Source organism: Ignavibacteriota bacterium, assembly GCA_016707525.1.
GTDB lineage: Bacteria > Bacteroidota > Ignavibacteria > UBA10030 > UBA6906 > JAGDMK01.
Window position 1 is genome coordinate 204,461 of record JADJHP010000008.1, and the last position, 21,630, is coordinate 226,090.

The 21,630-nt window shown below is 61.8% G+C and carries 23 protein-coding genes; all 23 read right to left on the minus strand.

Translation table 11 applies throughout. The features are described 5' to 3' along the window. Window positions 1-111: 111 nt before the first annotated feature. On the minus strand, window positions 112-1,551 hold the full coding sequence (gene pyk, locus IPI01_13930; protein ID MBK7258867.1) for a pyruvate kinase: 1,440 nt from the start codon (window positions 1,549-1,551) through the stop codon (window positions 112-114). Further along, window positions 1,548-2,300: an NAD-dependent deacylase gene (locus IPI01_13935; protein ID MBK7258868.1), complete on the minus strand. Its 753-nt coding sequence runs from the start codon at window positions 2,298-2,300 to the stop codon at window positions 1,548-1,550. The genes pyk and IPI01_13935 overlap by 4 nt, the downstream gene beginning before the upstream one ends. Next, on the minus strand, window positions 2,300-4,723 hold the full coding sequence (locus IPI01_13940; GenBank protein ID MBK7258869.1) for a penicillin acylase family protein: 2,424 nt from the start codon (window positions 4,721-4,723) through the stop codon (window positions 2,300-2,302). Before IPI01_13940 ends, IPI01_13935 begins: the two co-directional genes overlap by 1 nt. 112 nt (window positions 4,724-4,835) lie before the next feature. Further along, window positions 4,836-6,284: an outer membrane protein transport protein gene (locus tag IPI01_13945; GenBank protein MBK7258870.1), complete on the minus strand. Its 1,449-nt coding sequence runs from the start codon at window positions 6,282-6,284 to the stop codon at window positions 4,836-4,838. Window positions 6,285-6,302: 18 nt separating this feature from the next. Then, window positions 6,303-7,175, minus strand: a complete 873-nt coding sequence (locus IPI01_13950) for a hypothetical protein (GenBank protein MBK7258871.1) — start codon at window positions 7,173-7,175, stop codon at window positions 6,303-6,305. A 152-nt stretch (window positions 7,176-7,327) separates the two neighbouring features. Continuing rightward, the gene (locus tag IPI01_13955) at window positions 7,328-8,113 is read right to left on the minus strand and encodes a YjbH domain-containing protein (protein MBK7258872.1); all 786 of its coding nucleotides are present in this window, start codon (window positions 8,111-8,113) and stop codon (window positions 7,328-7,330) included. Further along, entirely contained in the window at window positions 8,089-9,546 is a 1,458-nt protein-coding gene (locus tag IPI01_13960; protein ID MBK7258873.1) for a cysteine--tRNA ligase, read from the minus strand. Before IPI01_13960 ends, IPI01_13955 begins: the two co-directional genes overlap by 25 nt. Then, on the minus strand, window positions 9,546-11,273 hold the full coding sequence (gene recN, locus IPI01_13965) for a DNA repair protein RecN (GenBank protein ID MBK7258874.1): 1,728 nt from the start codon (window positions 11,271-11,273) through the stop codon (window positions 9,546-9,548). Before recN ends, IPI01_13960 begins: the two co-directional genes overlap by 1 nt. Before the next feature lie 42 nt (window positions 11,274-11,315). Then, window positions 11,316-12,149 carry a hypothetical protein gene (locus IPI01_13970; GenBank protein MBK7258875.1) on the minus strand — a complete coding sequence of 278 codons (834 nt, stop codon included), beginning with the start codon at window positions 12,147-12,149 and terminating at the stop codon, window positions 11,316-11,318. Between the two features lie 120 nt (window positions 12,150-12,269). Beyond that, window positions 12,270-12,617 carry a 50S ribosomal protein L19 gene (gene rplS, locus IPI01_13975; protein MBK7258876.1) on the minus strand — a complete coding sequence of 116 codons (348 nt, stop codon included), beginning with the start codon at window positions 12,615-12,617 and terminating at the stop codon, window positions 12,270-12,272. A gap of 18 nt (window positions 12,618-12,635) precedes the next feature. Next, a complete protein-coding gene (trmD, locus tag IPI01_13980) occupies window positions 12,636-13,316 on the minus strand; it encodes a tRNA (guanosine(37)-N1)-methyltransferase TrmD (GenBank protein MBK7258877.1) in 681 nt (226 codons plus the stop codon). Further along, a complete protein-coding gene (rimM, locus tag IPI01_13985) occupies window positions 13,316-13,858 on the minus strand; it encodes a 16S rRNA processing protein RimM (protein ID MBK7258878.1) in 543 nt (180 codons plus the stop codon). The genes trmD and rimM overlap by 1 nt, the downstream gene beginning before the upstream one ends. Next, window positions 13,855-14,085 (minus strand): KH domain-containing protein, encoded by a 231-nt coding sequence (locus tag IPI01_13990; protein ID MBK7258879.1) that lies wholly within the window; start codon window positions 14,083-14,085, stop codon window positions 13,855-13,857. Before IPI01_13990 ends, rimM begins: the two co-directional genes overlap by 4 nt. 115 nt (window positions 14,086-14,200) lie before the next feature. Continuing rightward, window positions 14,201-14,644, minus strand: a complete 444-nt coding sequence (gene rpsP / locus IPI01_13995) for a 30S ribosomal protein S16 (GenBank protein ID MBK7258880.1) — start codon at window positions 14,642-14,644, stop codon at window positions 14,201-14,203. Between the two features lie 23 nt (window positions 14,645-14,667). Then, the gene (ffh, locus tag IPI01_14000; protein MBK7258881.1) at window positions 14,668-15,996 is read right to left on the minus strand and encodes a signal recognition particle protein; all 1,329 of its coding nucleotides are present in this window, start codon (window positions 15,994-15,996) and stop codon (window positions 14,668-14,670) included. A gap of 248 nt (window positions 15,997-16,244) precedes the next feature. Beyond that, a complete protein-coding gene (atpG, locus tag IPI01_14005; protein MBK7258882.1) occupies window positions 16,245-17,129 on the minus strand; it encodes an ATP synthase F1 subunit gamma in 885 nt (294 codons plus the stop codon). Window positions 17,130-17,144: 15 nt separating this feature from the next. After that, window positions 17,145-18,701: a F0F1 ATP synthase subunit alpha gene (locus IPI01_14010; GenBank protein MBK7258883.1), complete on the minus strand. Its 1,557-nt coding sequence runs from the start codon at window positions 18,699-18,701 to the stop codon at window positions 17,145-17,147. A gap of 25 nt (window positions 18,702-18,726) precedes the next feature. Further along, window positions 18,727-19,281 carry a F0F1 ATP synthase subunit delta gene (locus IPI01_14015; GenBank protein ID MBK7258884.1) on the minus strand — a complete coding sequence of 185 codons (555 nt, stop codon included), beginning with the start codon at window positions 19,279-19,281 and terminating at the stop codon, window positions 18,727-18,729. A 6-nt stretch (window positions 19,282-19,287) separates the two neighbouring features. After that, window positions 19,288-19,773: a F0F1 ATP synthase subunit B gene (atpF, locus tag IPI01_14020; GenBank protein MBK7258885.1), complete on the minus strand. Its 486-nt coding sequence runs from the start codon at window positions 19,771-19,773 to the stop codon at window positions 19,288-19,290. An 18-nt stretch (window positions 19,774-19,791) separates the two neighbouring features. Then, window positions 19,792-20,019 (minus strand): ATP synthase F0 subunit C, encoded by a 228-nt coding sequence (gene atpE / locus IPI01_14025; protein MBK7258886.1) that lies wholly within the window; start codon window positions 20,017-20,019, stop codon window positions 19,792-19,794. Between the two features lie 38 nt (window positions 20,020-20,057). Further along, window positions 20,058-20,996, minus strand: coding sequence for a F0F1 ATP synthase subunit A (gene atpB, locus IPI01_14030; protein MBK7258887.1), 939 nt, complete (start codon window positions 20,994-20,996; stop codon window positions 20,058-20,060). 6 nt (window positions 20,997-21,002) lie between these two features. After that, window positions 21,003-21,425 (minus strand): hypothetical protein, encoded by a 423-nt coding sequence (locus IPI01_14035; protein MBK7258888.1) that lies wholly within the window; start codon window positions 21,423-21,425, stop codon window positions 21,003-21,005. Continuing rightward, window positions 21,394-21,597, minus strand: coding sequence for an AtpZ/AtpI family protein (locus IPI01_14040; GenBank protein MBK7258889.1), 204 nt, complete (start codon window positions 21,595-21,597; stop codon window positions 21,394-21,396). Before IPI01_14040 ends, IPI01_14035 begins: the two co-directional genes overlap by 32 nt. Window positions 21,598-21,630: the final 33 nt, after the last annotated feature.

The window sequence follows — 21,630 nt, forward strand, 5'->3', positions numbered from 1 at the left end:
GGGAGGACTTCTTCCAGCGCCCACCCTGGAGAGAGTCCATGAACGACGACAGGGGCGGTCCCGCTTGCGGGACCGCCCCTGTGCATGTGCACCACTCCTACCGTTGTTCCCCTATCCCATCTTCTCCACCTTGATCATATTCGTACTCCCCCCCGCGAACAGCGGCTGGCCGGCGATGAGGACGTACGGATCGCCGCTCCGCAGGATGCCTTCATCCAGCAACTTCGCTTCCACCGCCCGCAACGTCCTGTCGGAATCCTGTTGCACAGGGTCCGCCATCACGCCCTGCACGCCCCACACCAGGTTCAGACGCCGTAGCGTCGCCGCGGAGGTGGTCACCGCTACGAGCGGAGTGCGCGGCCGGTACCGGGCAACGATGCGCGCGGTGGAGCCGGTCTGGGTGACCGCAACGATGGCCGCTGCACCGATCTGCTCCGCAAGGACGCATGCCGCTCTGCCGAGCGCCGCCTGATGCCCGCGGTCTTCGTGCACGACGTACCGGTCGTCCATGCGCGTACTCGATGCATGGGTCTCAATATTGTTGATGATCCGCGTCATCATCGCCACGGCGTCCACCGGATACGCACCCACCGAGGTCTCACCACTGAGCATCACGGCATCCGCCCCATCCAGGATCGCGTTGGCAACGTCGCTTGCCTCCGCCCGCGTCGGCGTGGGATTCGTGATCATGGATTCGAACATCTGCGTGGCAACGATGACGGGCTTACCGGCCCGGATACACCGGTTGATGATGCTCTTCTGATGGAGAGGCACCTCCTCCGGCGGAACTTCCACTCCCAGGTCGCCACGCGCCACCATGATCCCATCAGCCTCTGCAATGATGCTGTCGATGTTCCGGAGCGCCTGTGGTTTCTCGATCTTGGCGATGATGGGGTGGGTGCCGGACCCGCCTGGCAGGGCCGTGATCGCGGCGCGCAGGGCGCGGATGTCCTCGGCCGAGCGCACGAACGACAGTGCCGTATAGTCCACGCCGTTCGCGATCCCGAACGCAAGATCTTCAAGATCTTTCGGTGTGAAGGCAGGAATGGTGAGTGCGACACCGGGGAGGTTCATGCCTTTACGCGGACTGAGTGTGCCGCCGGCAATGACATCGCAGATGACCTCTTTCCCCTCGACACGGTTCACCGCGAGCCGGATCTTGCCGTCATCCAGAAGGATGGTGTCACCCTGATGGACCTCCGAGGGGAGCGGCGTGAAAACGGTCGACACCCGTCCGGGACCGCCGACGATAGGTTCGGTGGTGATCACCAGGGTACTGCCCGACGGGACATCGATCGACGGCGTGGAGAGTTGACCGATCCGGATCTTGGGCCCCTGAAGGTCCTGCATCAAGGCCACGGCAGCCCCGCATTGATCCGCGGCCTCGCGGACCGTCGCGATCAGCTTCGCGTGGTCTGCATGCGATCCATGCGAAAAATTCAACCGTGCAACGTCCATCCCCACCTCGATCATCCGCATCAGGACGGCCGCATCGTGCGACGCAGGCCCCAGGGTACACACTATGCGGGCTTTGCCCGGAATGATCCTCATCGTTTTCCCTTTCGTTCACGCAATGCGCATTCGTACACTGCCGGCATCACTGCGCCGGCAGCCCCCTGAAGAAACACGTCGACATCCGGTGTGAGGGGGGTTGGCTCGGGATTCACTTCGACAAGTACTGCCCCCGCCCGTCTCGCCATCACAGGCAGCGATGCGGCAGGATAGACCACGGCGGAGGTTCCGATGGAGAAGAAGATATCGGCATATTCCGCGGCGTGCACGCCCGCTTCCCATTCGTCCTCGGGCAGGCTCTCGCCGAACCAGACGACATCGGGGCGGATACGCCCCTTGCAGTCGGTGCACGAAGGCACGCCTTCCATAGCAAGGACCGATTCGTTGCTGTAGGTGCGGCCGCACTCCATGCAGTAGTTCCGCTCGATGTTGCCATGCAACTCATGCACCACACGGCTGCCGGCCCTGCGGTGAAGGTTGTCGATATTCTGCGTCACCACCTCGAATCGCGGAAAGAGGTCCTGCATCTGCGCGAGCGCCCGATGTCCCGGGTTCGGCTGAACGTCGGCAATGATACGCTTGCGCTCCGCATACCACTCCCACACCAGGGCCGGATTGCGGAGAAACCCATCCATGCTTGCGAGTTCCTCCGGCCGCATCTTCTTCCACAGTCCGCCTGCACTGCGAAATGTCGGCACGCCACTCTCCGCCGAGATCCCGGCACCGGTGAATGCCGTCACCATCGAAGCGGTCTTCAACGCATTCCGCAATGCATCAGGAATGTCCATCAGTCGGCCTTTCCAGGCTTGAGCAACAGCTCCTCAACCCCATCGCCGGCCGCATCCATCCGCACGATGCGATAGCGCCCCGACAGCCAGAGCGGGGTCTGATCGTCGTAGTGACGGTGTAACACCTGGCCGGATTCCCCCGATGGCAGGACCGAGCGGTACTCCCGCCGGTCGCCAAGATCGAAGATCTGCCGATAGGACGCTCCAACGGTCACTTCGTACGGTTCCGTGATACTGTACTCTCCGCTCATCATGCTCGTCGATCCACCCGGATACGGGAACGGGCCGATATCAAAGAGGCGGTCCAATGGCTTCTGCATGCCGAACGGATGGTGCAGTGTCACCGTATGCAGCGCCTCCCACCGCCATTCCTTCGTTGCCGGCCCGAAACGCGCCGTAAGATCCTCGAGCGTTTCACGGGCGCTGCGCGCCACGATCATGTCGCGCGTTTCGGACTGCGCCGTGCGCACATCGTCGAACCAGGGTGACGTGTTCTCGCGGAGCAGCCGCGCGGTCACGCGCAGAGGAATGTTCACCAGCATGCACCAGTCATGGAAGATGTCGTCGCCCATCTCGTCCAGATAGATGTTGCGCAGCAAATGATTGAGGAAGACCTGATAGATGGCCGTCGCAATGTCCGATCTGTCGAACCGATGGTTCCAGTTCCGGAAGTAGGGCCCGACCTTTGCCGCATACGCAGTGCCGACAACGCTGTCCGCAAATGCTGCTTCCACCATGGGCGCGAGGTCGCGGGCATACTGCGAGTATGTATCATTCTGAAGATCTTCGAATGCGCGGACGCTGAACTTCGCGCCCGGTTCTCCGAGGACCCCACGCAGGCGCCGTATGCGCGACGACGGCTCCCAGAGATCACCGATCACAGAGGGAGCGGCATCCGCACCGATCTTGTTGTTCGCACTGGCGATGAAGCCTTCCGCCGGATCCAGCTGGCGCGGCAACGATTCGAACGGTACGAACCCGGTCCACCCAGAACCCGGTTCCCATCCCGGCACAGGGAGCAGGCCGCGTCCACGCCCGCGGATCGGCAGCCGCGCGGCACACACATACCCGATGTGCCCTTTGACATCCGCATACACGAAATTCTGTCCCGGCACACTGAAGGTGCTCAGCGCTTTCGTGAACTCGCCCCATGAACGGGCACGGTTCAAACGCAGGAAGGTCCCGACCTGATCATCGGGTTCGTATCCCACCCAACGCATGCTGGCCGTAAAGCGGGGCCGCGTGCGGTTCAGGGACGTGGCGATGTCGGTGACGATGGGTCCGTGCGATGTCAACCGGACCTGAATGGTCACGGCCGTGTCGTTGCGTACGGGTATCTCTTCTTCGATGAACTGCAGGGGCACCCATGCATCGCCGCGCCGGTAGGTCTTCGCCGAGTCATTGATCTCCTCGATGAAGAAATCGGCATCATCGGCCATGAGGTTGGTCACCCCCCACGCAATGGAGTCATTCCGCCCGGTCACGACCCCGGGCACTCCGGGAATGGACATGCCGCAGACCAGGAGGCCGGGGATATCGTACTGCACTTCGTACCACTGCGAAGGTGAGGTGAGATGGAGATGGGTATCATTCGCAAGGATCGCGGCACCGGTGAGCGAGCGCGAAGGTGCCACGGCCCACGCATTGCTGCCTCCGGGCGCCAGAGGCCTGCCCATGAATGCCCGGTACTCCTGTGCGGTATGAAGATACGAGAGCGCGGCAGTGCCCCCTGTGCTGGTGGCCGCCGGTACTACCGGGGCCGTCGGGGCCGTCGGATCATATTCGTATGTCGGCAGGATGTCCCGGACACGATCGGCACCCAACTTCTCTTCCAGAGCGCCATACGTAACGTCAGTCCACCATGAGAGATTGAGTTCCCACGCAATGAGCCTCGCCACCAGGATCGAATGCAAGGGCGTCCAATCCCGCGGTTCATACCGGAGGATGTCGAACTCCACCGGATACGAACCCTTCTGGTGATGGATCCATGCATTCACACCATCGGCGTACCATTGAAGCTTCCGGCGCGTATCATCCGGAAGTTGCTTCTCAATGCGCTCTGCCGTCCTGCGGAGCCCGATGATCCGGAACATCTTGTCGAAGGGGATCGTAGGGGCACCGACGACCTCGGACAGCTCTCCCATCGCGGCCCGCCGCTGCATATCCATCTGCCAGAGGCGGTCCTGTGCATGGACGACCCCCAGCGCGTACAACGCATCGTGTTCGTTCGTGGCAATGATATGGGGGACGCCGTAGGCATCGCGTCGGACACGGACCTCATCGATGAGGCCCGGCATCCCAACAGAGCCGGAGGCCGGCGGGAATGATGCTGTGAGTTCGTACCGTGCGAAAATGAGGAACGCGACGATCAAGATACCGGTGACAACGAGGATGCCAACGAGGATGCGCAGGCGCCGTGTCATGGGCACGCAAGAGAAAAGGGGACGGGGAAATGGGTCATGGACGTGTGGCGACGCTCATGATGAGCGTCGCCACACGAATATATTGAAAGGCTGGGAGTGATGCAATCCGGCCCTAGAACCGGTGCGAGAAGGTCGCCAGGATGGTGTTGGTGGTGATGCTTTCGTTCACCCGCGACGTGCTGTTGTAATTCGTCCTGAACGTGTCCCACCAGCCCCGGGCGTAGGTGAGATCCAGCATCGTGGATCCGCCGAGCGGGATACCGAGACCGCCGGTGAGATACTTCTGGTCGAATGAGCTCGGATCGCCCTCATACGGCGAACGGTTCATCATGAACCCGCCACGGAGACGCAACCCGCCCGGGAACTGATACTCCGCACCTGCCCGGAGGTCGGCCGTAGGACGGAACAGGGTCTTGAAATCCCTGTTCTGGGCCATCACATCATTGCTGGCATCCTTGAACTCCATCTGCGTCCAATCCGTGTATTCCACATCGCCGGAGAGGACCAGGTCGCCGAACATGACCGATGCACCCGCACTGAAGACCCAGGGCGTACGGACACCGTAGTCGCCGGAAGCCAGGTCTTCGAACGGCCTGTCGTTCGGCTTGATGTCGCCATTGTCGTAGTATGCACGGGCATAGGAACCGAAATTCTCCTTCACAGTGAAGGCCGTCGGGGTCTTCACCGTCAGGCCCACCCGGAACCGGTCCGGAACCCTGTACATGAGGCCGAACTTGGCATTGAACCCGGAGATATCACCATCAACATACTCTTCGAGCGTATACCTGTCGAAATCAAACGGGAACGACTGATACACGTTGGCACGGTCCTGCTCGTCATACGTGCGATCGTAGCGGTACGTTCCGGACACGTAGGTGAGGGTCAGGCCGAGAGAAACTTCTTTCGCGACATCCAGAGCGCCACTGACAGACCAGTTGTTCAAGCCGCCGGCTTCGAGCACACTGGCGAGCTGTGTGACCCTGCTCGTGATCGGGCTGACGAACGTACCGCTCACCGTGTCGATGTCCGCCAGATACAATTGATACGCGATGTTGCCGGAGATATCGGATGGGTACTGGGCGCCATTCCGCGCATACGTTTGAATGATACTGCTGTTCGGATTGAAGCCGGTGAACGACAGTCCCGACAGGAAATTCGCCTGCCGGTGGAACCCGAATCCGAGCACCAGATTGCCACGGAGCGTCGGCACTTTGTGCACAAGGCCGAGGCTGTTCAGTGCGGTGCTGGAATTGGTATAGCCCTGCGAGCTGCCGAAGAAGGTGCTGGTGTTCTTCATACTGAGATAGGAGAGGCCAGCAGAGAACTCACTGTACTGCATCTGCGCAAGGCCGGCAGGATTCCAATAGATCGCGCTGTAATCACTGGCAACGCCCGTGTAGGCCCCTCCCATGGCGATCGCACGTGCGCCAACGCCGATGCCGGACATTCCCAGGCGCAATGCATCTTCAGGGTATTGTGCCCTCATTGCACCTGTCGAAACCACCAGCAGCATCACCGCTGCTGTCCACTGTTGAAGTATGCTCATCCGATGCTGGTTCATAGTTTCCTCGTTGGTATATCAGCGGCTCCTGCCGCCGCGATCGCCCGTATTCGTCGGAGCACTGCCACCGCTGCTGGGCGGAGGTGACGACGGCGGCGACGATGGAGCGGGCGTCGATGACCGGCCGCCACCATTGCTGCCACTGCTTCCCGATGACGAAGAGCCTGACGATCCGCCGTAGCTTGGCGGCGGGTTATATCGCTCTTCGCGACGCCCCGACCGCGTGCTGCCTGAGGGACGCGGGGCAGAGCGCGTTGTGGCCCCACCGACCGAGCCATTGCGATTGCCCGAATTACGGGACGTGGTGCCTCCCACCGCTGCACCACGCGCACCGGTGTTCGTCCGCCCTGTCGGCAGAACCGTTGAACCACCCGACCCGCCTGAAGCAGAGCGGGAACCCGACGGAGCGTACGATCCTGCCGTACCACCGCGCACGCTACCCGAGGAACGCGTCGAACCGAAGTTGCGCGTCGTCCCGTGGCTGGTGCCGCGTGTCACGTACCCGCCTCCGCCACCATGATGCGAGTAACCGTACGGAAGATATCCATACCCCCCATAATACGGCCAGCCGGAATAGTGGTAGGGTGAGTAGTACCCCGTTCCGCACCACCCCCAGAACGGATCGTAATACCCGCCATACCCCCACGGTGCTCCGTACCCAACCCCGATGACGGTCTGCGGGTAGTACCCGTACGTGTCATCATAGAATTGGGAGCGTGCTTCTTCGTAGTCTTCCTGTGAGACGGTGTCCTCAGGAATGTATTCGTCTTCTTCGTTGTACACGTACTGATGGTCGTCGTGTACGGTTCCGAGCTGCGTATAGCAGCCGGGTACCAGCAGCAGCAAGAGCGCTGCCGCAGGCAGCATCAGGCGAAGTGTCAAGGTTTTCATGAATGGTTCCTCCTCTACGTACCAGACAATATCACAATATTGGTGCCATGGTGCAAGGATGAGCGATATGGCGAAATTGGGGGAAATTGAGGGGTCGGAGGGGGGGGTACTGCTCAAACGTGTGGCCACCGTCCACTAAACCACACAGCACATCAGAACGCCCGGGCATATTCCAAACGCACCGTCCGGTTGGCAACCGAAATGTCGCGGCCGTTCTTGATGATGTCCTTCATATTCACGCCGAGCGTGAGCCCATTGCCGATCGAGACCTTCAACCCTGCATTGACGTATCCCCTCCCCTTCCCGATCGCACTCCCACTGTTATCATTCAGGCCGAAGTTGTACTCCGCAACGACGGAGATGATCGGACCGATCGTCTTCTCCGCGCCGATGAACAGATTGATGTCCCGGTCGCCGTCGGCTCTCTCAAAACTGTAGTTCACGCCGCCATGAAGGCTGAAGTACCCGAGCAACAAATAGTTCTTGCTGGCCACGGCAAACAGACCGGGCGATTTGATGCGGTACCGGTCCTGTCCCTTGATGTAGCCGTCCTTCCCCTGCGAATCGAACCCGATCACGATCGCGGGGAATGCCATGTTCTCTTCGATGATGCGGATCCGGAGATTGACCCCGGGTATGTCATTCATGACGGGCGACTCCGCACCGATGAGGCGCATGCCGCCGTACGAGATGCCGAAGCTGAGGCGCTCGAGGATCCCCGCACTCATCCCGAACAGGACCCCGCCTTCCTGGTAGAAGTCGACATCAAGCGCGAAGGTCCCCTTGTCCAGCATGCCCGCCGTGGGCACGTCGACAAGGAAGCGCGGCTCAAGCCCGCCGCCGGACCCTGCGGCTCCCTGCGCTGTGGCGTTCTGGAAGCACGTGAGGAGCAGGAACGCCGTGGCCACGAGCTTCATGTGCGCGGTGCGCGTTTCCACGAAGTCCCTTCCTTCTTGTCCTCCAACACGACCCCGGTCGCTATGAGCCCGTCACGGATCCTGTCCGACAATGCCCAGAGCTTCTCCTTGCGGAGGTCGGCACGCAAGGAGATCAACAGGTCCATGAGCCCCGGTTCGAGACTCGCTTCCTGACCGCGCGCACCCGATTCGTCAGGCATGATGCCAAGCGCATCGCCTGCGAACCTGGTGTAGAACGCTTCGATCTCCAGCAGGGCGTGCTTCCCGATCGTTCCCGGCCGTGCCAGCACCGTGTTCACCTCGCGCGACAGATCGAAGAGGACGCCGATCGCCTGGGGCGCATTGAAGTCTTCGTTCATCGCCGCGCGGAATGCCTGTTCGAAGGGTGCGAGATCGATGCCCGAGGGGTCGCCCGTTTCGGGCGCGGTGGCGATGCGGTCGCGGATGGAACGGATCGTGTTGTGCAACTTCTCGAGACCCTTGCCTGCCCCGACCACAGCTTCCGCACTGAAGTCCAGGGTGCTGCGGTAGTGGCTCTGGAGAATGAAGAAGCGCACCATCGCAGGGGACCATCGCGCGAAGGCATCCTTCAGGGTGATGAAATTGCCCAGCGACTTCCCCATCTTCCGGCCGTCGACCGTGACCATATTATTGTGCAGCCAGTACTTCACGAACGGCTTGCCCGTGGCCCCTTCGCTCTGCGCGATCTCACATTCGTGATGCGGGAACTGGTTCTCGAGGCCTCCCCCATGGATATCGAAGCTCTCGCCGAGGTACTTCATCGACATTGCCGAGCACTCCAGATGCCAGCCCGGGAAACCTTCACCCCAGGGGCTGGGCCAGCGCATGATGTGGCCGGGACCGGCCTTCTTCCAGACGGCGAAGTCCGCCGGGTTCCGCTTCTCCACATTCACATCCACACGCGCTCCCGCCGTGAGCTCGTCCGTGGCGCGGTGCGAGAGCTTGCCATACTCCGCAAAGGCGTTCACGTCGAAATACACGGAGCCGTTCACATGATAGGCCAGCTTCAACGCGATGAGCTTCTCGACGAGCGTGATCTGCTCGGTGATGTGCCCGGTCGCACGAGGCGCAATGTCCGGACGGAGCACATGCATCCTGTCCATATCCTCAAAGTAGCTGCGCGTATACATCTCCGCCACCTGCATGGGATGGACACGATCCTTCTGCGACTGCCTGAGGAGCTTGTCTTCGCCCTCGTCCGCATCGTCCGTGAGATGGCCGACATCCGTGATGTTCTGCACGTACAGGACGCGATACCCCAGGACGCGCAGCCATCGCACGATCACATCGAACGAAACATAGCTTTTCGCATGTCCGAGATGGGAGTGGCCATAGACCGTGGGGCCGCACACATACATGCGGACGGTGCCTTCTTCCAGCGGGTGAAATTCTTCCAGCGAGCGTGAGAGTGTATTGTAGACGGAAAGGCCCATTACCGTAACCCCATGAGTTCACGGGCACCTGCGAGGCCGGCTTCCGTCACCTCGGCACCGCTCATGAGCCGGGCGACTTCGCGGACCTGCTCATCGAGGGTGAGGCGGCGGAGCGACGTGGAGGCGCGTCCGTTCTGTTCTTTCTTGGTGACAACACAATGCGTATCCGCAAAGCCCGCGATCTGCGGAAGGTGTGTGATGGCGATGACCTGATGGAAGCCTGCAAGGCTCTTCATGCTGGCCCCCACCGCCTGCGCGATGCGGCCGCTGACGCCGACGTCGATCTCATCGAAGATCAGCACGGGCAAACGGTCCGTGCGCGCGAGGATGCTCTTGAGCGCAAGCATGATCCGGGAGATCTCACCGCCGGAGGCGACCTTCGTCAGCGGCTTCTCGTCCTCGCCTGCATTCGTGGAAATATAGAACTCCACATCATCATAGCCGCGGGCATTCAGGCGGACGGGCGTCTTCCCGCGCAGGACGGCGTCATCGGGCAGCACGGCCCTGGCGCCACGGCCATTCTCGATCGCCGCCTGATCGACGTGCGTGGTGAAGCGTGCATGGGCGATGCCGAGCTTCGCGAGTTCCTGCACGATGGCTTTGTCGATCTTCTTCCCGACCTCATGCCGCTTCACCGAAAGCCGCTCGGCCCGGAGGGCGCATTCGGCGCGTGCCGCGTCCAGGTCCTTCTGCATCTTCTGGAGCACCCCGTCGAAGTTGTCGGCGAGCTCCAGGTCACGTCCGATGGCTTCGCGGTGGGCGATGACGGCTTCGATCGATCCGCCATATTTCTTCTTGAGGAACGCGATGCGGCCGAGCCGGTCGCGCAGTTCTTCGAGCCTGTCCGGGGCGAACTCGACCCGGGCATTGTACCCCTGGATGAACTTCGCGAGTTCATTCACGATCGCCGCGGCGGAAGCGCATTCCCGTGCGGCATCCGCGAATTGCGGATCGATGGCGGACAGGGTGTGCAGTTGATTGCGGGCGATGACGAGCAGATCGTGCGCCGACCGGTCGCCTTCGTAGAGCGCCGTGTGAAGGTCGGCGGTGGCCGTGTGCAGCTTCTCGCTGTTCTCGAGGATGCGGAGGTCGGTCTCGAGGCGTTCTTCTTCGCCGGCCTGCGGAGAGACGGCATCGATCTCCTGCGCCTGGAAGAGGCAGAAGTCGCGCTTCTCGCGGAGTTGCTGTTCCCGGTCGCGCAATTCCTGGACCTCGGCGGCGACCGCTTTCAGCGTGTGGAACGATTCACGATACTCCCGCACCATCCCGTCCAGCCCGCCAAAATCGTCGACCATGCCACAATGCGTATCGACGCGCAGGAGGGACTGATGCTCATGCTGCCCGTGGAGGTCGACGAGCATCTCTCCCGCCTGCTTGAGGAGCGCAAGGGTGACCGGAGAATCATTGATGAAGCAGCGGCTCTGGCCTCTGGCGGATACTTCGCGGCGGACGATCATTTCCTCGGAGGTATCGAGTTCATTCGCCTGGAGGAGCTCCGTGACGCGCGCGTTGCCCGTCACATCGAAGATGCCCTCCACGATGGCTTTGTCGCACCCCGTGCGCACGGCTTCACTGCTCGCGCGTTCGCCGAGCACGAGTCCGAGGGCATCAACAATGATGGATTTGCCTGCACCGGTCTCGCCGGTGATGATCACGAGACCACTGGAGAAGGGAACGCTGAGTTCCTCGATGAGGGCGTAATTCCTGATCTGCAGCGACTTAAGCATGCGGTCAATCTACCCATCTTTTGAGAAAGATTCAACGCGACGCTATTCGTCGTCGTTCGGGCGATCGGGCGTGTCGGGCGAGTACATATTGAGGTCACCAACGTCCGGAAGGACGCCGTGATAGTAGGCGAAGCGCATGAACTCCTGAACGCTGTCCAGGTCCTCTTCCGTGAGGTCGTAGGCGAACGCGTTGAGGTAGTCTGCGAGGGATGCTTGATTCTGCCCGGGGAAGAGCGCCGGCGGTGCGCTGCCGGTGATCGTGTCCACGGTGTCATAGGCTTTCCGCGCCGCGTCCTGCAGGATCTGTGCGAGCTCCGGGCTGCCTCCGCCGGTCGGGACGACCCACATCCCGTGGACATACGGCAGATCGGTCAACTCGGTCCATGCTTCCACAAGATCGATCCTGTTCGGATGCACATCCACCGCACGCAGCGACGCATCGCCGGCGAGGAGGACCGCATCGGCGCGTGCGAGCATATCGTCGACAGACCCCGTCGCCGGAACGAACTTCGGCGACAGTTCGTACTCTTCCGCAAGGATGATACGGGCGAGGACGATCTCGGACGGGAATGCTGGATCGATGGCGATGGTCGAGACCGAATGGAGATGTTCGTCGCGGAAGATGAGGGAGACGGTCCCGGTGCTGACGGATGAACTCGCTCCGGCACCGGGGATGACCTCGAACAGGGAGCTGTCGCGTGCGTACTCCAGGGGCGACAGGAAGGCGGCATCCAGTTTCTTCTCGCGCAATGCGAGGGCAAGGCGCGCAGGGGTATCTGCGTGACGTACGAACGCCTCGGACGCTGCGAGCGGGACCACCAGCGGCGCGGTGTAGAAATCGACAGGGACGCCGAGACGGAGGCTGTGGAGGGTCATCGGGCGCTCCGCGGCACCCTGCGCTGACGCAGAGGCATCACGGCGTGGGGCGCACGGGTGCGCAACACGCCGGGACGACGATCGGGAGCAGGCCGGCACGACACGGAAGAGACGTCCGTGTTATGCGTTGGTCTTCTGGCGGATGGCCTTGGCTGCCAGCTTCCGCAGGTAGTAGAGCTTTGCGCGGCGGACGGAGCCTTCCTTGACCTTCTCGATCTTCGCGAGGCGCGGGGAATGCACCGGGAAGATGCGCTCCACACCGACGCCGTCGGAGACCTTGCGGATGGTGAACGTGGCGTTCATCCCGGCACCGTGGCGGGCGATCACGACACCCTGGAACTGCTGGATGCGCTCCTTGTCGCCTTCGATGACGCGGACGTGCACGTTCAACGTGTCGCCCGAGTTGAATGCGGGGATGCCGCTCTTCAACTGTGTTGCTTCAACCAGCTTGATCTTCTCCATGATCATCTCCAAAGATGGACAGTGTCACTGTTCGTTTAGCAGATCCGGGCGGCGCTGCTCCGTGCGCCGCAAACGCTGTTCCTCCCGCCACCGCTCGATCGCGGCATGGTCGCCGGAAAGGAGTACATCGGGTACGGCCATGTCCCGGAACACTGCGGGCCGTGTATACTGCGGGGCATCGAGCAACGGGTCCTGGAACGAGTCGTTCAACGCCGACGTGCCATCGTGGAGCACGCCGGGGATGAGCCGGACCACAGCATCGATCACCACCAGTGCCGGGAGTTCGCCTCCCGTGAGCACATAATCGCCGATCGATATCTCCCGTGTCACAAGCCGCTCGCGGATACGCTCGTCGATCCCTTTGTAGTGGCCGCACAGCAACAGAATGTTGTGGCGCAGCGAGAGCGCATTCGCCAGCGGCTGGGTCAACTTCTCACCGTCCGCCGAGAGATAGATCACTTCATCATACATCCGCTCCGCCTGCAACCGCTCCACGCAGGTGAACATCGGTTCGGGCTTCAGCACCATCCCGGCGCCGCCCCCGAAGGGAGCGTCGTCGATCGTGCGGTGCTTGTCGGACGTCGCATCGCGCAGATCGTGCACCACGATCTCCGCGAATCCGAGTTCGCGCGCCCGCTTGAGCATGCTTTCCTGCAACGGGCCTTCGACGAGTCGGGGGAACCCGGTCACCACGTCGATCCGTATCACCCGCGCATCCCTTCGATCAACTCCACCGTCACCGTCCGCGCCGCAAGGTCCACGACTTTGATGAACTCTTTGACGGCGGGGATCATGAATTCGGTCCCGTTGTCGCGGACCACATACACATCGTGCCCCGGCAGCCTCATCACATCGGCGAGGGTACCGAACCGTTCGCCGGACACACTCTGCACGGTCAGCCCGATCAGGTCGTCCACATAGTACCGCCCGTCCTCGAGAGAAAGGCGCTCCTCCTTCGGGATCAGGACGAGGAGCCCCACACTCTTCTCTGCGGCGGTGCGGTCGGGGACGGAGGCCAGGTGCAGCCGTACACCGCGGCCGTCGATCTGGGATTCCTCGATCGTGGTCTCTTCCACCACGGTCCCTGTACCCGCGAGGACATCGGCCTGTCTTCCAAGGAACACCCGGCGTGTTGCGGAGAAGCGTTCCGGTTCATCCGTCATCGGGCGGACGATCAGATCACCGCGCACGCCAAAGGCCTTCACGATGCGGCCGATGGCGATCAATCCTTCAACACCAACACTCAATTCGATATTTCCAGGATCGCCCGTTTGCCTTCGCGCGCCGCGACCGCTGCGAGAAGGACCCGGAGCGACTGTGCGGTCCGCCCGTTGCGCCCGATCACCTTGCCGATGTCTTCCTCGGCCACTTCGAGCCGGAAGACGATCTTCGTTTCACCGGGCACACAATGGACCACGACGCTCTCCGGACGTTCCACGAGCCGTCTGGCGATGAATTCGAGTAACTCCTGCATACGTCCTCCTCGGGACAACAGTCCACCCTACGCGCACACCTTCGCCTTCACTGTCCCCGGACCGTCAAGGTCCGCCCTTCCCCACCTGGTGTCCCGCCGAACGGGACACCGCAGATCACGCGCCGGCTTCCGGAGCCGCAGCTGCCGCGGGTGCCGGAGCCTCGGCTCCACCCTTGCTTGCCTTCCTCTTGGCCTCGGCGCGACGGACCTTGCGGGCCGCATCACGTTCCGGGCGCCCGGCCTGCTGGGCCTGCCACTTCTCCATCACACCAGCGATGGTAGCAGCATCCTTGCCGATACGGGTCAGGTTCCACTTGAGCCAGAGCCCGTTGCGCTGGAAGAGGCTGCGCACGGTATCCGTAGGACGCGCGCCGTTCTTCAGCCAATGGAAGACCCGCGTCTCTTTGGTCTCGATCAACAGCGGCTCATGCCGGGGTTCATACCGGCCGACCACTTCGAGGAACCGCCCGTTCCGGGCCGTGCGCGAATCCGCCGCCACGATCTGATACATCGGCATCTTCTTCTTGCCGATGCGCCGCAAACGCAGTCGTACTGCCAACGTCGTTCTCCTTTGTTCTGCTGCTATGGGTGAATACGCATCCCCCGTGCCATGCGGCCGAAATTGCCGCCCTTGCTCAGGGTCTTCATCATGCGCTGCATCTGTTCATACTGTTTGATCAACCTGTTCAGGTCCTGCACGGTGCACCCGCTGCCGGCCGCGATGCGCTTGCGCCTGCTGCCGTTCAGGATCTGCGGCTTGCGCCGCTCTTCCGGCGTCATGGAACGGATCATCGCTTCGATCCTTCCCAGCGCCTTCTCGTCCACCGTCACGTTCTCCGGAAGCCGCTGCATGCCGGGCAACATGCCCATCACCTGATTCAGCGGCCCCATCTTCTTCACTTCCTGGAGCTGATCCATGAAATCTTCCAGGGTGAACTGCGCCTTGCGGAGTTTCGACTCGAGCGCGACGGCCTTCTCTTCATCGAACTGCTCCTGCGCCTTCTCGACGAGCGTGACGATATCGCCCATGCCGAGGATGCGCGATGCGAGACGGTCGGGATGGAATTTCTCGAGCGCCTCCGGCTTCTCGCCGGTGCCGATGAACTTGATCGGGACACCGACGGTGGCGCGCAGCGAGATCGCCGCGCCGCCGCGTGCATCACCGTCCATCTTGGTGAGCACCGCACCGCTGTACTGCAATCGCTGATGGAACGCCAGTGCCGTGTTCACGGCATCCTGACCGGTCATCGCGTCGACAACGAACAGGATCTCGTGAGGCTGGACCGCGGTCTTCACCGCTTCCGCCTCACGCATCATATCTTCATCCACATGCAGACGGCCGGCGGTGTCGACGATAACAACGTCGCGCGCACTCTGCCGCGCATGCTCCAGCGCTCCACGCGCAACATCCACCGCCCCGGCACCACGATCGGCATACACCGGGATCCCGATCTGCTTGCCGAGCACCTCGAGCTGGTCGATGGCCGCGGGACGGTGCACGTCCGCTGCCGCGAGGAGCGGGAAGCGTCCCTGCCCCTTCAGATGCAACGCAAGTTTCGCGCAAAAAGTTGTCTTGCCGGACCCCTGAAGGCCTGCGACCATGATGACGGTCGGCGGCATCGGGGCGAACGTGATCCCGACGTTCTGCGTCCCCAGCAGGCGGTTCAGTTCATCAAAGATGATCTTGATGATGAGCTGCCCGGGGGTGATGCTCTGCAACACGTCCTGCCCCACCGCACGGCGCAACACATCATCAACGAACTGACGCGCGACCTTGTAGTTCACGTCGGCGTCCAATAGCACACGCCGCACCTCACGCAGGGTCTCCGCAACGTTCGCTTCGGAGATCTTCCCCTGCCCGCGCAGGCGCTTCAGGACACCGTCAAGTTTTCTACTAAGGTCTTCGAACATGGATCATCCATAAGCACACCAACCGCCCAATTCGGGCGGTTTTGTGGCAAGGATGTATAAGATACTGAAAATACAGAAGTTATGCAACTACAGAATGGTTGGACGCCGGGGATCAGGGCAGCGGCGGGCGCGTGTGCGCCCCGGGTGGGCCGGTCAATTGGGAACGAGCAGATCGCCGAACTCAACTCCTGAAAACACGCACTATTCGAACAGGGCGCCACGCCGGCCGCCCAAAGGCTACGCTTCGGCTATGCCTTCTGGGCCTCGGCGCCAGAAACGACCTCCAGCAACTCCTTCGTAATGGCCGCCTGACGGGCCTTATTGTACTGGAGCTGGAGTGTTTCGATCATTTCGCGGGCATTTTCGGTGGCATTCTCCATGGCCGACATCCGCGCCCCCTGCTCCGCTGCATTCGATTCCAGAAGTGCCTTCCAGAACGTGAAATTCAGATATCGCGGCAAGAGTGCTGAAAGTATGTCTTTTTGCGAAGGTTCGTAGATATAATCGACACTCCTATGGGCGGACCCTGCAACGGGAGCGGCCTCGGGGACCATCGGCAGGAATTGCTCGATGACCACCCGCTGCTGGGCAACCGACTTGAACTCGTTGAACACGAGGTCCACTCGGTCCACCTCCCCGCGCAGGTAGAGGTCGATCAACCTGCGCACGATCGCCGCCGCTTCGCCACTGTTCAAATGGCTGAAGAACCCGGGATGCTTCTCAATGATCGGCAGCTGCTGCTTCGAGAAGAAGTCGCTCCCCTTCTTGCCAAGCAGGAAGAGCCGCGCCGACTTGCTCGTGCGGAAATCCGGCATCGCCGATGCCATGTGTGCCTGTGCCGCACGCATGATGTTCGTGTTGAACGCACCGCACATACCACGGTCCGATGTGATCACCACGACCGCCAGCGTCTTCACCGGACGCGCGGTGAGCAGCGGTTCGGTGCCTGGTTCCATCGATGGCAACAGATGCTGCAGAAGCGCCTTCATGCCGCGGGCGTACGGACGCGCGGCGATCACGGCACCCTGGGCCCGGCGCAACTTCGCCGCGGCCACCATCTTCATCGCACGCGTGATCTTCTGCGTCTTCTTGACACCGACGATGCGGCTGCGTACCTCTCGCAATGTGGGCATACTGCCGTCGCTCCCTTATGCCTTCACCGATGCCTTGAATGAAGCCGTGAACTCACCGAGGATCTTCTTCAACGATGCCGTGATCTCGTCCGTGAGGTCCTTCTTCGACGCGATCCCCGTGAGCACCTCGGGGTGCTTCAGCTCGAGCAGTTCCAGCAACTCGCGCTCGAACCGCTGCACCTCGCTTACCGGGATCTCATCCAGATAGCCGTTCGTGCCGGCGAAGAGGCTGACCACCTGCTTCTCGACCGTCATCGGGACATACTGTCCCTGCTTCAGCAGTTCGACCAGACGCGCGCCGCGGCGGAGCTGCTGCAACGTCGCCTTGTCCAGATCGGAACCGAACTTTGCGAAGGCTTCGAGTTCCGCATACTGCGCGAGTTCCAGGCGCAGACGCCCGGCCACCTTGCGCATGGCCTTGATCTGCGCCGTGCCACCGACGCGGGAGACCGAGATACCGACGTTGATGGCCGGACGGATACCGGCGTTGAACATGCCGGGCTCGAGGTAGATCTGGCCGTCGGTGATCGAGATGACGTTCGTCGGGATGTAGGCGGACACGTCGCCGGCCTGCGTTTCAATGATCGGGAACGCCGTGAGGCTGCCACCGCCCAGGTCGGCGTTCAGTTTGGACGAGCGCTCCAGCAGGCGCGAATGGAGATAGAACACGTCGCCCGGATACGCTTCGCGTCCCGGCGGACGGCGCAGGAGGAGCGACACCTGGCGATAGGCCTGTGCCTGTTTCGTAAGATCATCATACACCACGAGCGCATGGCGTCCGCTGTCGCGGAAGTGTTCGCCGAGCGTGGCGCCGGAATACGGGGCGATGTACTGCAACGGGGCCGGATCACTGGCCGTAGCGGCGATCACCGCTGTGTACGCCATCGCCCCTTCCTGCTGCAACTTGTCCACCACCTGTGCGACGGTCGAACTCTTCTGGCCGATGGCAACGTAGATGCAATACACCGGCTCGATGCCAAGCGCCTTCGCCTCGGGCGTGTGGGTGAAGCGCTGGTTGATGATCGCATCGAGCGCCACCGCGGTCTTGCCGGTCTGACGGTCGCCGATGATCAACTCACGCTGTCCGCATCCGATCGGGATCATGCCATCCACCGCCTTGATGCCGGTCTGGAGAGGCTGGTTGACCTTCGAGCGCTGCATGACGCCGAGTGCCTTGCGTTCGATCGGAAGGAACTTGTCGGTGTGGATCGGCCCACGGCCATCGGTGGGCTGGCCGAGCGCGTTGAACACGCGTCCGAGCATCTGTTCCCCGACGGGCATCGACGCGACGCGGCCGGTACGCTTGACCGTGTCGCCTTCCTTGATCTCCGAGCTTTCGCCGAAGAGGATGCAACCGACGTTGTCCTCCTCGAGGTTCAGCACCATGCCGAACACACCGTGCGGGAACTCCACGAGTTCGCTCATGAGCGCTTTGGTGAGGCCGTAGACGCGCGCAACGCCGTCGCCTACCTGCAGCACCGTCCCGACGTCATAGATGTCGGTCTCTTTCTCAAATCCCGCCAGCTGTTTCCGCAGGATAGCGGAGACTTCTTCCGGTCGTACTTCTGCCATTGCCAGGTCCTTCAGATGATCGTTCTCAGTGGGGGAGCGCAGCTCCCCGGGCAAATCGTTCGCGGAGGCGTTCGAGCTGATGCGAGAGGCTCGCATCCAGCACGGTGTCGCCGATCCGCACCACCAATCCACCCCGGATGGAAGTATCCACTGCCACCCGCAGGCGCACGGACTTTCCCGTCCGCTGCTCCAATTCCTTCTGGAGCGCCTTCTGTTGCTGTGCCGTCAATTCCACTGCGGCCGTCACATCGACGTTCGCGATCCCCATCTTGATATCATGGAGCGCATGGAACTGTTCAATGATCCCCGCAAGTTCACCTTCGCGCTGCTTCGTGACCAGCATATCCAGGAACGCGAGCGTCTCCGGTCCGACGGTCGTGCCGAAGACCTCCCGCATAACACCTTTCTTGCGGGGAACGGACACGACGGGACTGTTGAGGAACGCGCGGAACTCACGCGACCCCTGGATGACACCGGCGATCTTCGTCAGATCGGCCGTGGTCGTCTCGAGGATATGGCGTTCTTCCGCCGCACTCATCAGTGCCTGTGCATACCGTCGGGCCACGCGTGTGGAGCGCATCGGGTGTTATCCTTTGTTGATATCGCGTATCGCGGCGTCCACGATCGCACGCTGCTTTGCGGGATCGAGGTTCGCGTCCAGGATCTTCCCGGCCGCCGTGATGGCAAGATCGGCCACCTCGGAACGGAGCTGGGTCAGGGCGCTTTCCTTCTCACGCTGGATCTCCTCACGCGCCTGCAGCACCATCTGCTGCGACGACGCGTTGGCTTTCTCCAGGATCTCGGCCTTCAGCCGCTCGGCCATGTCACGACCTTCCTTGATGATCTTCTGCGACTGCGTTTCGGCGGTGGCCATCAGCTTCTTGTTCTCGTCCAGAAGCTTCTGCGCCTGGTTCCGCGCCTCTTCGGCGTCGTGCAGGGACGTGCGGATCGAGTCCTCACGTTCCTTCAGCGCTGTGAGCAGCGGCTTCCATGCCGTGCGTCGCAGGATCACCAGAACGATCACGAACGTCAGGATCGTCCAGAGGATGAGTCCGGGGTTGATATCGAGCATCGGTCTGTTCCGTCCGGGTTACTTGGTTGCGAGAATGATGCAGATCGCGAGGGCGAAGAACGTCGCACCTTCGATGAGGGCGGCGGCGATCAGCATGGACGTCCGGACCTGGCCCGCGACTTCCGGCTGGCGACCGCTTGCTTCCATGGCCGCCGCGGCCAGCTTGCCGATACCGAGGCCTGCGCCGATGACGGTGAGGGCTGCGCCGAGGCCTGCTGCCAGATAACCGAGTGCATTTGCTTCCATGGGAAAATCCTCCAGAGAGAGAGTGTGTGAGTGAGCGATCAGTGACCGTGACCTTCGGCCGGGGCGTGCTCTTCCGACTGCATGCCAAGGCCCATGAACAACGACGTTAACATCGTAAAGATATACGCCTGCAGGAACGCAACGAACAACTCCAGGAACGTGATCCCCACCACGAACCCGGCAGGGGCTATCGCAATGACATAACTCTTGAAGATGAAGATCAACCCGATGAGCGATACGATCACGATGTGTCCGCCGGTCATGTTCGCGAAGAGACGGATGCAGAGCGCGAACGGCTTGGTGAAGAGTCCGAGGATCTCGATCGGGACCATGATCGGCCAGAGTGCCCAGTGCACTCCACCCGTGAGGTGTTTCAGATAATGCCCGAATCCCTGCGCACGGATGGCGGACGCCTGGATCATCACGAAGGCGATGATGGCAAGCCCTGCCGTCACATTCACGTTGCCGGTGGACGATGCGCCGTACGGGATGATCCCGAGCAGATTCATCAACAGGATGTAGAAGAATGTGGTCAGCAGGTACGGCATGTACGTGATGCCGGCCGTGCCCATGTTCGGGACAACGATATCATCCCGGACGAACACCACGAAGACCTCGATGAGGTTGCCGAACCCGGTCGGCACCTTGCGTGTGCTGTTGCGGCGTGCGACGATCGTTCCCACCGCAATGAGCAGGACCGCTGCGACCCACATGAAGACCACGTGTTTCGTGATCGACATATCGAACGTGATCCCTGCCACGGTGAAGGAAGGCAGGTGGGGGAGCTCATAATGTATGAACGGGAGCTCCAGCACATGTGAATCCTGAACGTGATGCAACAGCGTGGTGAACAGGTTGCCGCCATGTTCACCTCCCGCCGCCGCATGTCCGGCTGCCGCGTGTCCTGCCGCCGCATGAAGCGTGTCCGCCACGGCGTGGACGGTATCTGCTGATGCTTCCGACCCTGTGAACATCACGTGTCGTTATCCTTGGTTCTTGACTTCCATCATTTTCTGGAGCGCGAAGATCTCCAGCACCAGATAGATCATCGAGCAACCCACAAGCGTCACGGTCAATGCCACCGCATGCATATGCGCCACCAGGATCAGCACGAGCAGCATGCCGAGCATGACCGCCATCCTGATCCCCATCCCTCCCAGCACGGCCTTCAGGAACCGGGTGTACGATCCCTGGAACGTGAGCTGGATCGCCAGGAAACCTGCCAGCACATTCACCGTGCTCAGCACCGCCCCGGTCACCACCGCAACGACCACGTCCTCCGACGCGTACCGCATCAGCGGCCACACGGCGATCGACGCGGTCACTCCGAGCGTCACCGCCACCTGCAGCGCAAAACGTTTCATCGCACTCACGTTACCGTTGCCCGCCCTTTGTTCCGTCGACATCGTCCTCCGCCCGCCCCAGGGCCAATGCCCTGCGGATGAACCGGATGAAACCGCCCACGACGCCGATCGCAAGGCCGGTGAACATGCCCCACGGCGCAGTGTTCCACGCCGCGTCGATCCATCGCCCGATGAAGAACATGCCGACGACCGCGATCGCCAGCTCCATACCCATGGTCAGATACGGCCCCGTGGCACCAAGCCACCC

Bases quoted from the DNA above. Each gene is read 5' to 3' on its own strand.
- IPI01_13935 (MBK7258868.1), bottom strand. From the start codon at position 2,300: ATGGACATTCCTGATGCATTGCGGAATGCGTTGAAGACCGCTTCGATG.
- IPI01_14015 (MBK7258884.1), bottom strand. From the start codon at position 19,281: ATGCGCTCCACACGCGTGGCCCGACGGTATGCACAGGCACTGATGAGT.
- IPI01_14040 (MBK7258889.1), bottom strand. From the start codon at position 21,597: ATGGGTATGGAGCTGGCGATCGCGGTCGTCGGCATGTTCTTCATCGGG.
- IPI01_13960 (MBK7258873.1), bottom strand. From the start codon at position 9,546: ATGGGCCTTTCCGTCTACAATACACTCTCACGCTCGCTGGAAGAATTT.
- IPI01_13990 (MBK7258879.1), bottom strand. From the start codon at position 14,085: ATGCAGGAGTTACTCGAATTCATCGCCAGACGGCTCGTGGAACGTCCG.
- atpF (MBK7258885.1), bottom strand. From the start codon at position 19,773: ATGCTCGATATCAACCCCGGACTCATCCTCTGGACGATCCTGACGTTC.
- IPI01_13945 (MBK7258870.1), bottom strand. From the start codon at position 6,284: ATGAACCAGCATCGGATGAGCATACTTCAACAGTGGACAGCAGCGGTG.
- IPI01_14035 (MBK7258888.1), bottom strand. From the start codon at position 21,425: ATGTCGACGGAACAAAGGGCGGGCAACGGTAACGTGAGTGCGATGAAA.
- rplS (MBK7258876.1), bottom strand. From the start codon at position 12,617: ATGATCATGGAGAAGATCAAGCTGGTTGAAGCAACACAGTTGAAGAGC.
- pyk (MBK7258867.1), bottom strand. From the start codon at position 1,551: ATGAGGATCATTCCGGGCAAAGCCCGCATAGTGTGTACCCTGGGGCCT.
- ffh (MBK7258881.1), bottom strand. From the start codon at position 15,996: ATGTTCGAAGACCTTAGTAGAAAACTTGACGGTGTCCTGAAGCGCCTG.
- atpG (MBK7258882.1), bottom strand. From the start codon at position 17,129: ATGCCCACATTGCGAGAGGTACGCAGCCGCATCGTCGGTGTCAAGAAG.
- IPI01_13940 (MBK7258869.1), bottom strand. From the start codon at position 4,723: ATGACACGGCGCCTGCGCATCCTCGTTGGCATCCTCGTTGTCACCGGT.
- IPI01_13950 (MBK7258871.1), bottom strand. From the start codon at position 7,175: ATGAAAACCTTGACACTTCGCCTGATGCTGCCTGCGGCAGCGCTCTTG.
- IPI01_13970 (MBK7258875.1), bottom strand. From the start codon at position 12,149: ATGACCCTCCACAGCCTCCGTCTCGGCGTCCCTGTCGATTTCTACACC.
- recN (MBK7258874.1), bottom strand. From the start codon at position 11,273: ATGCTTAAGTCGCTGCAGATCAGGAATTACGCCCTCATCGAGGAACTC.
- atpE (MBK7258886.1), bottom strand. From the start codon at position 20,019: ATGGAAGCAAATGCACTCGGTTATCTGGCAGCAGGCCTCGGCGCAGCC.
- IPI01_14010 (MBK7258883.1), bottom strand. From the start codon at position 18,701: ATGGCAGAAGTACGACCGGAAGAAGTCTCCGCTATCCTGCGGAAACAG.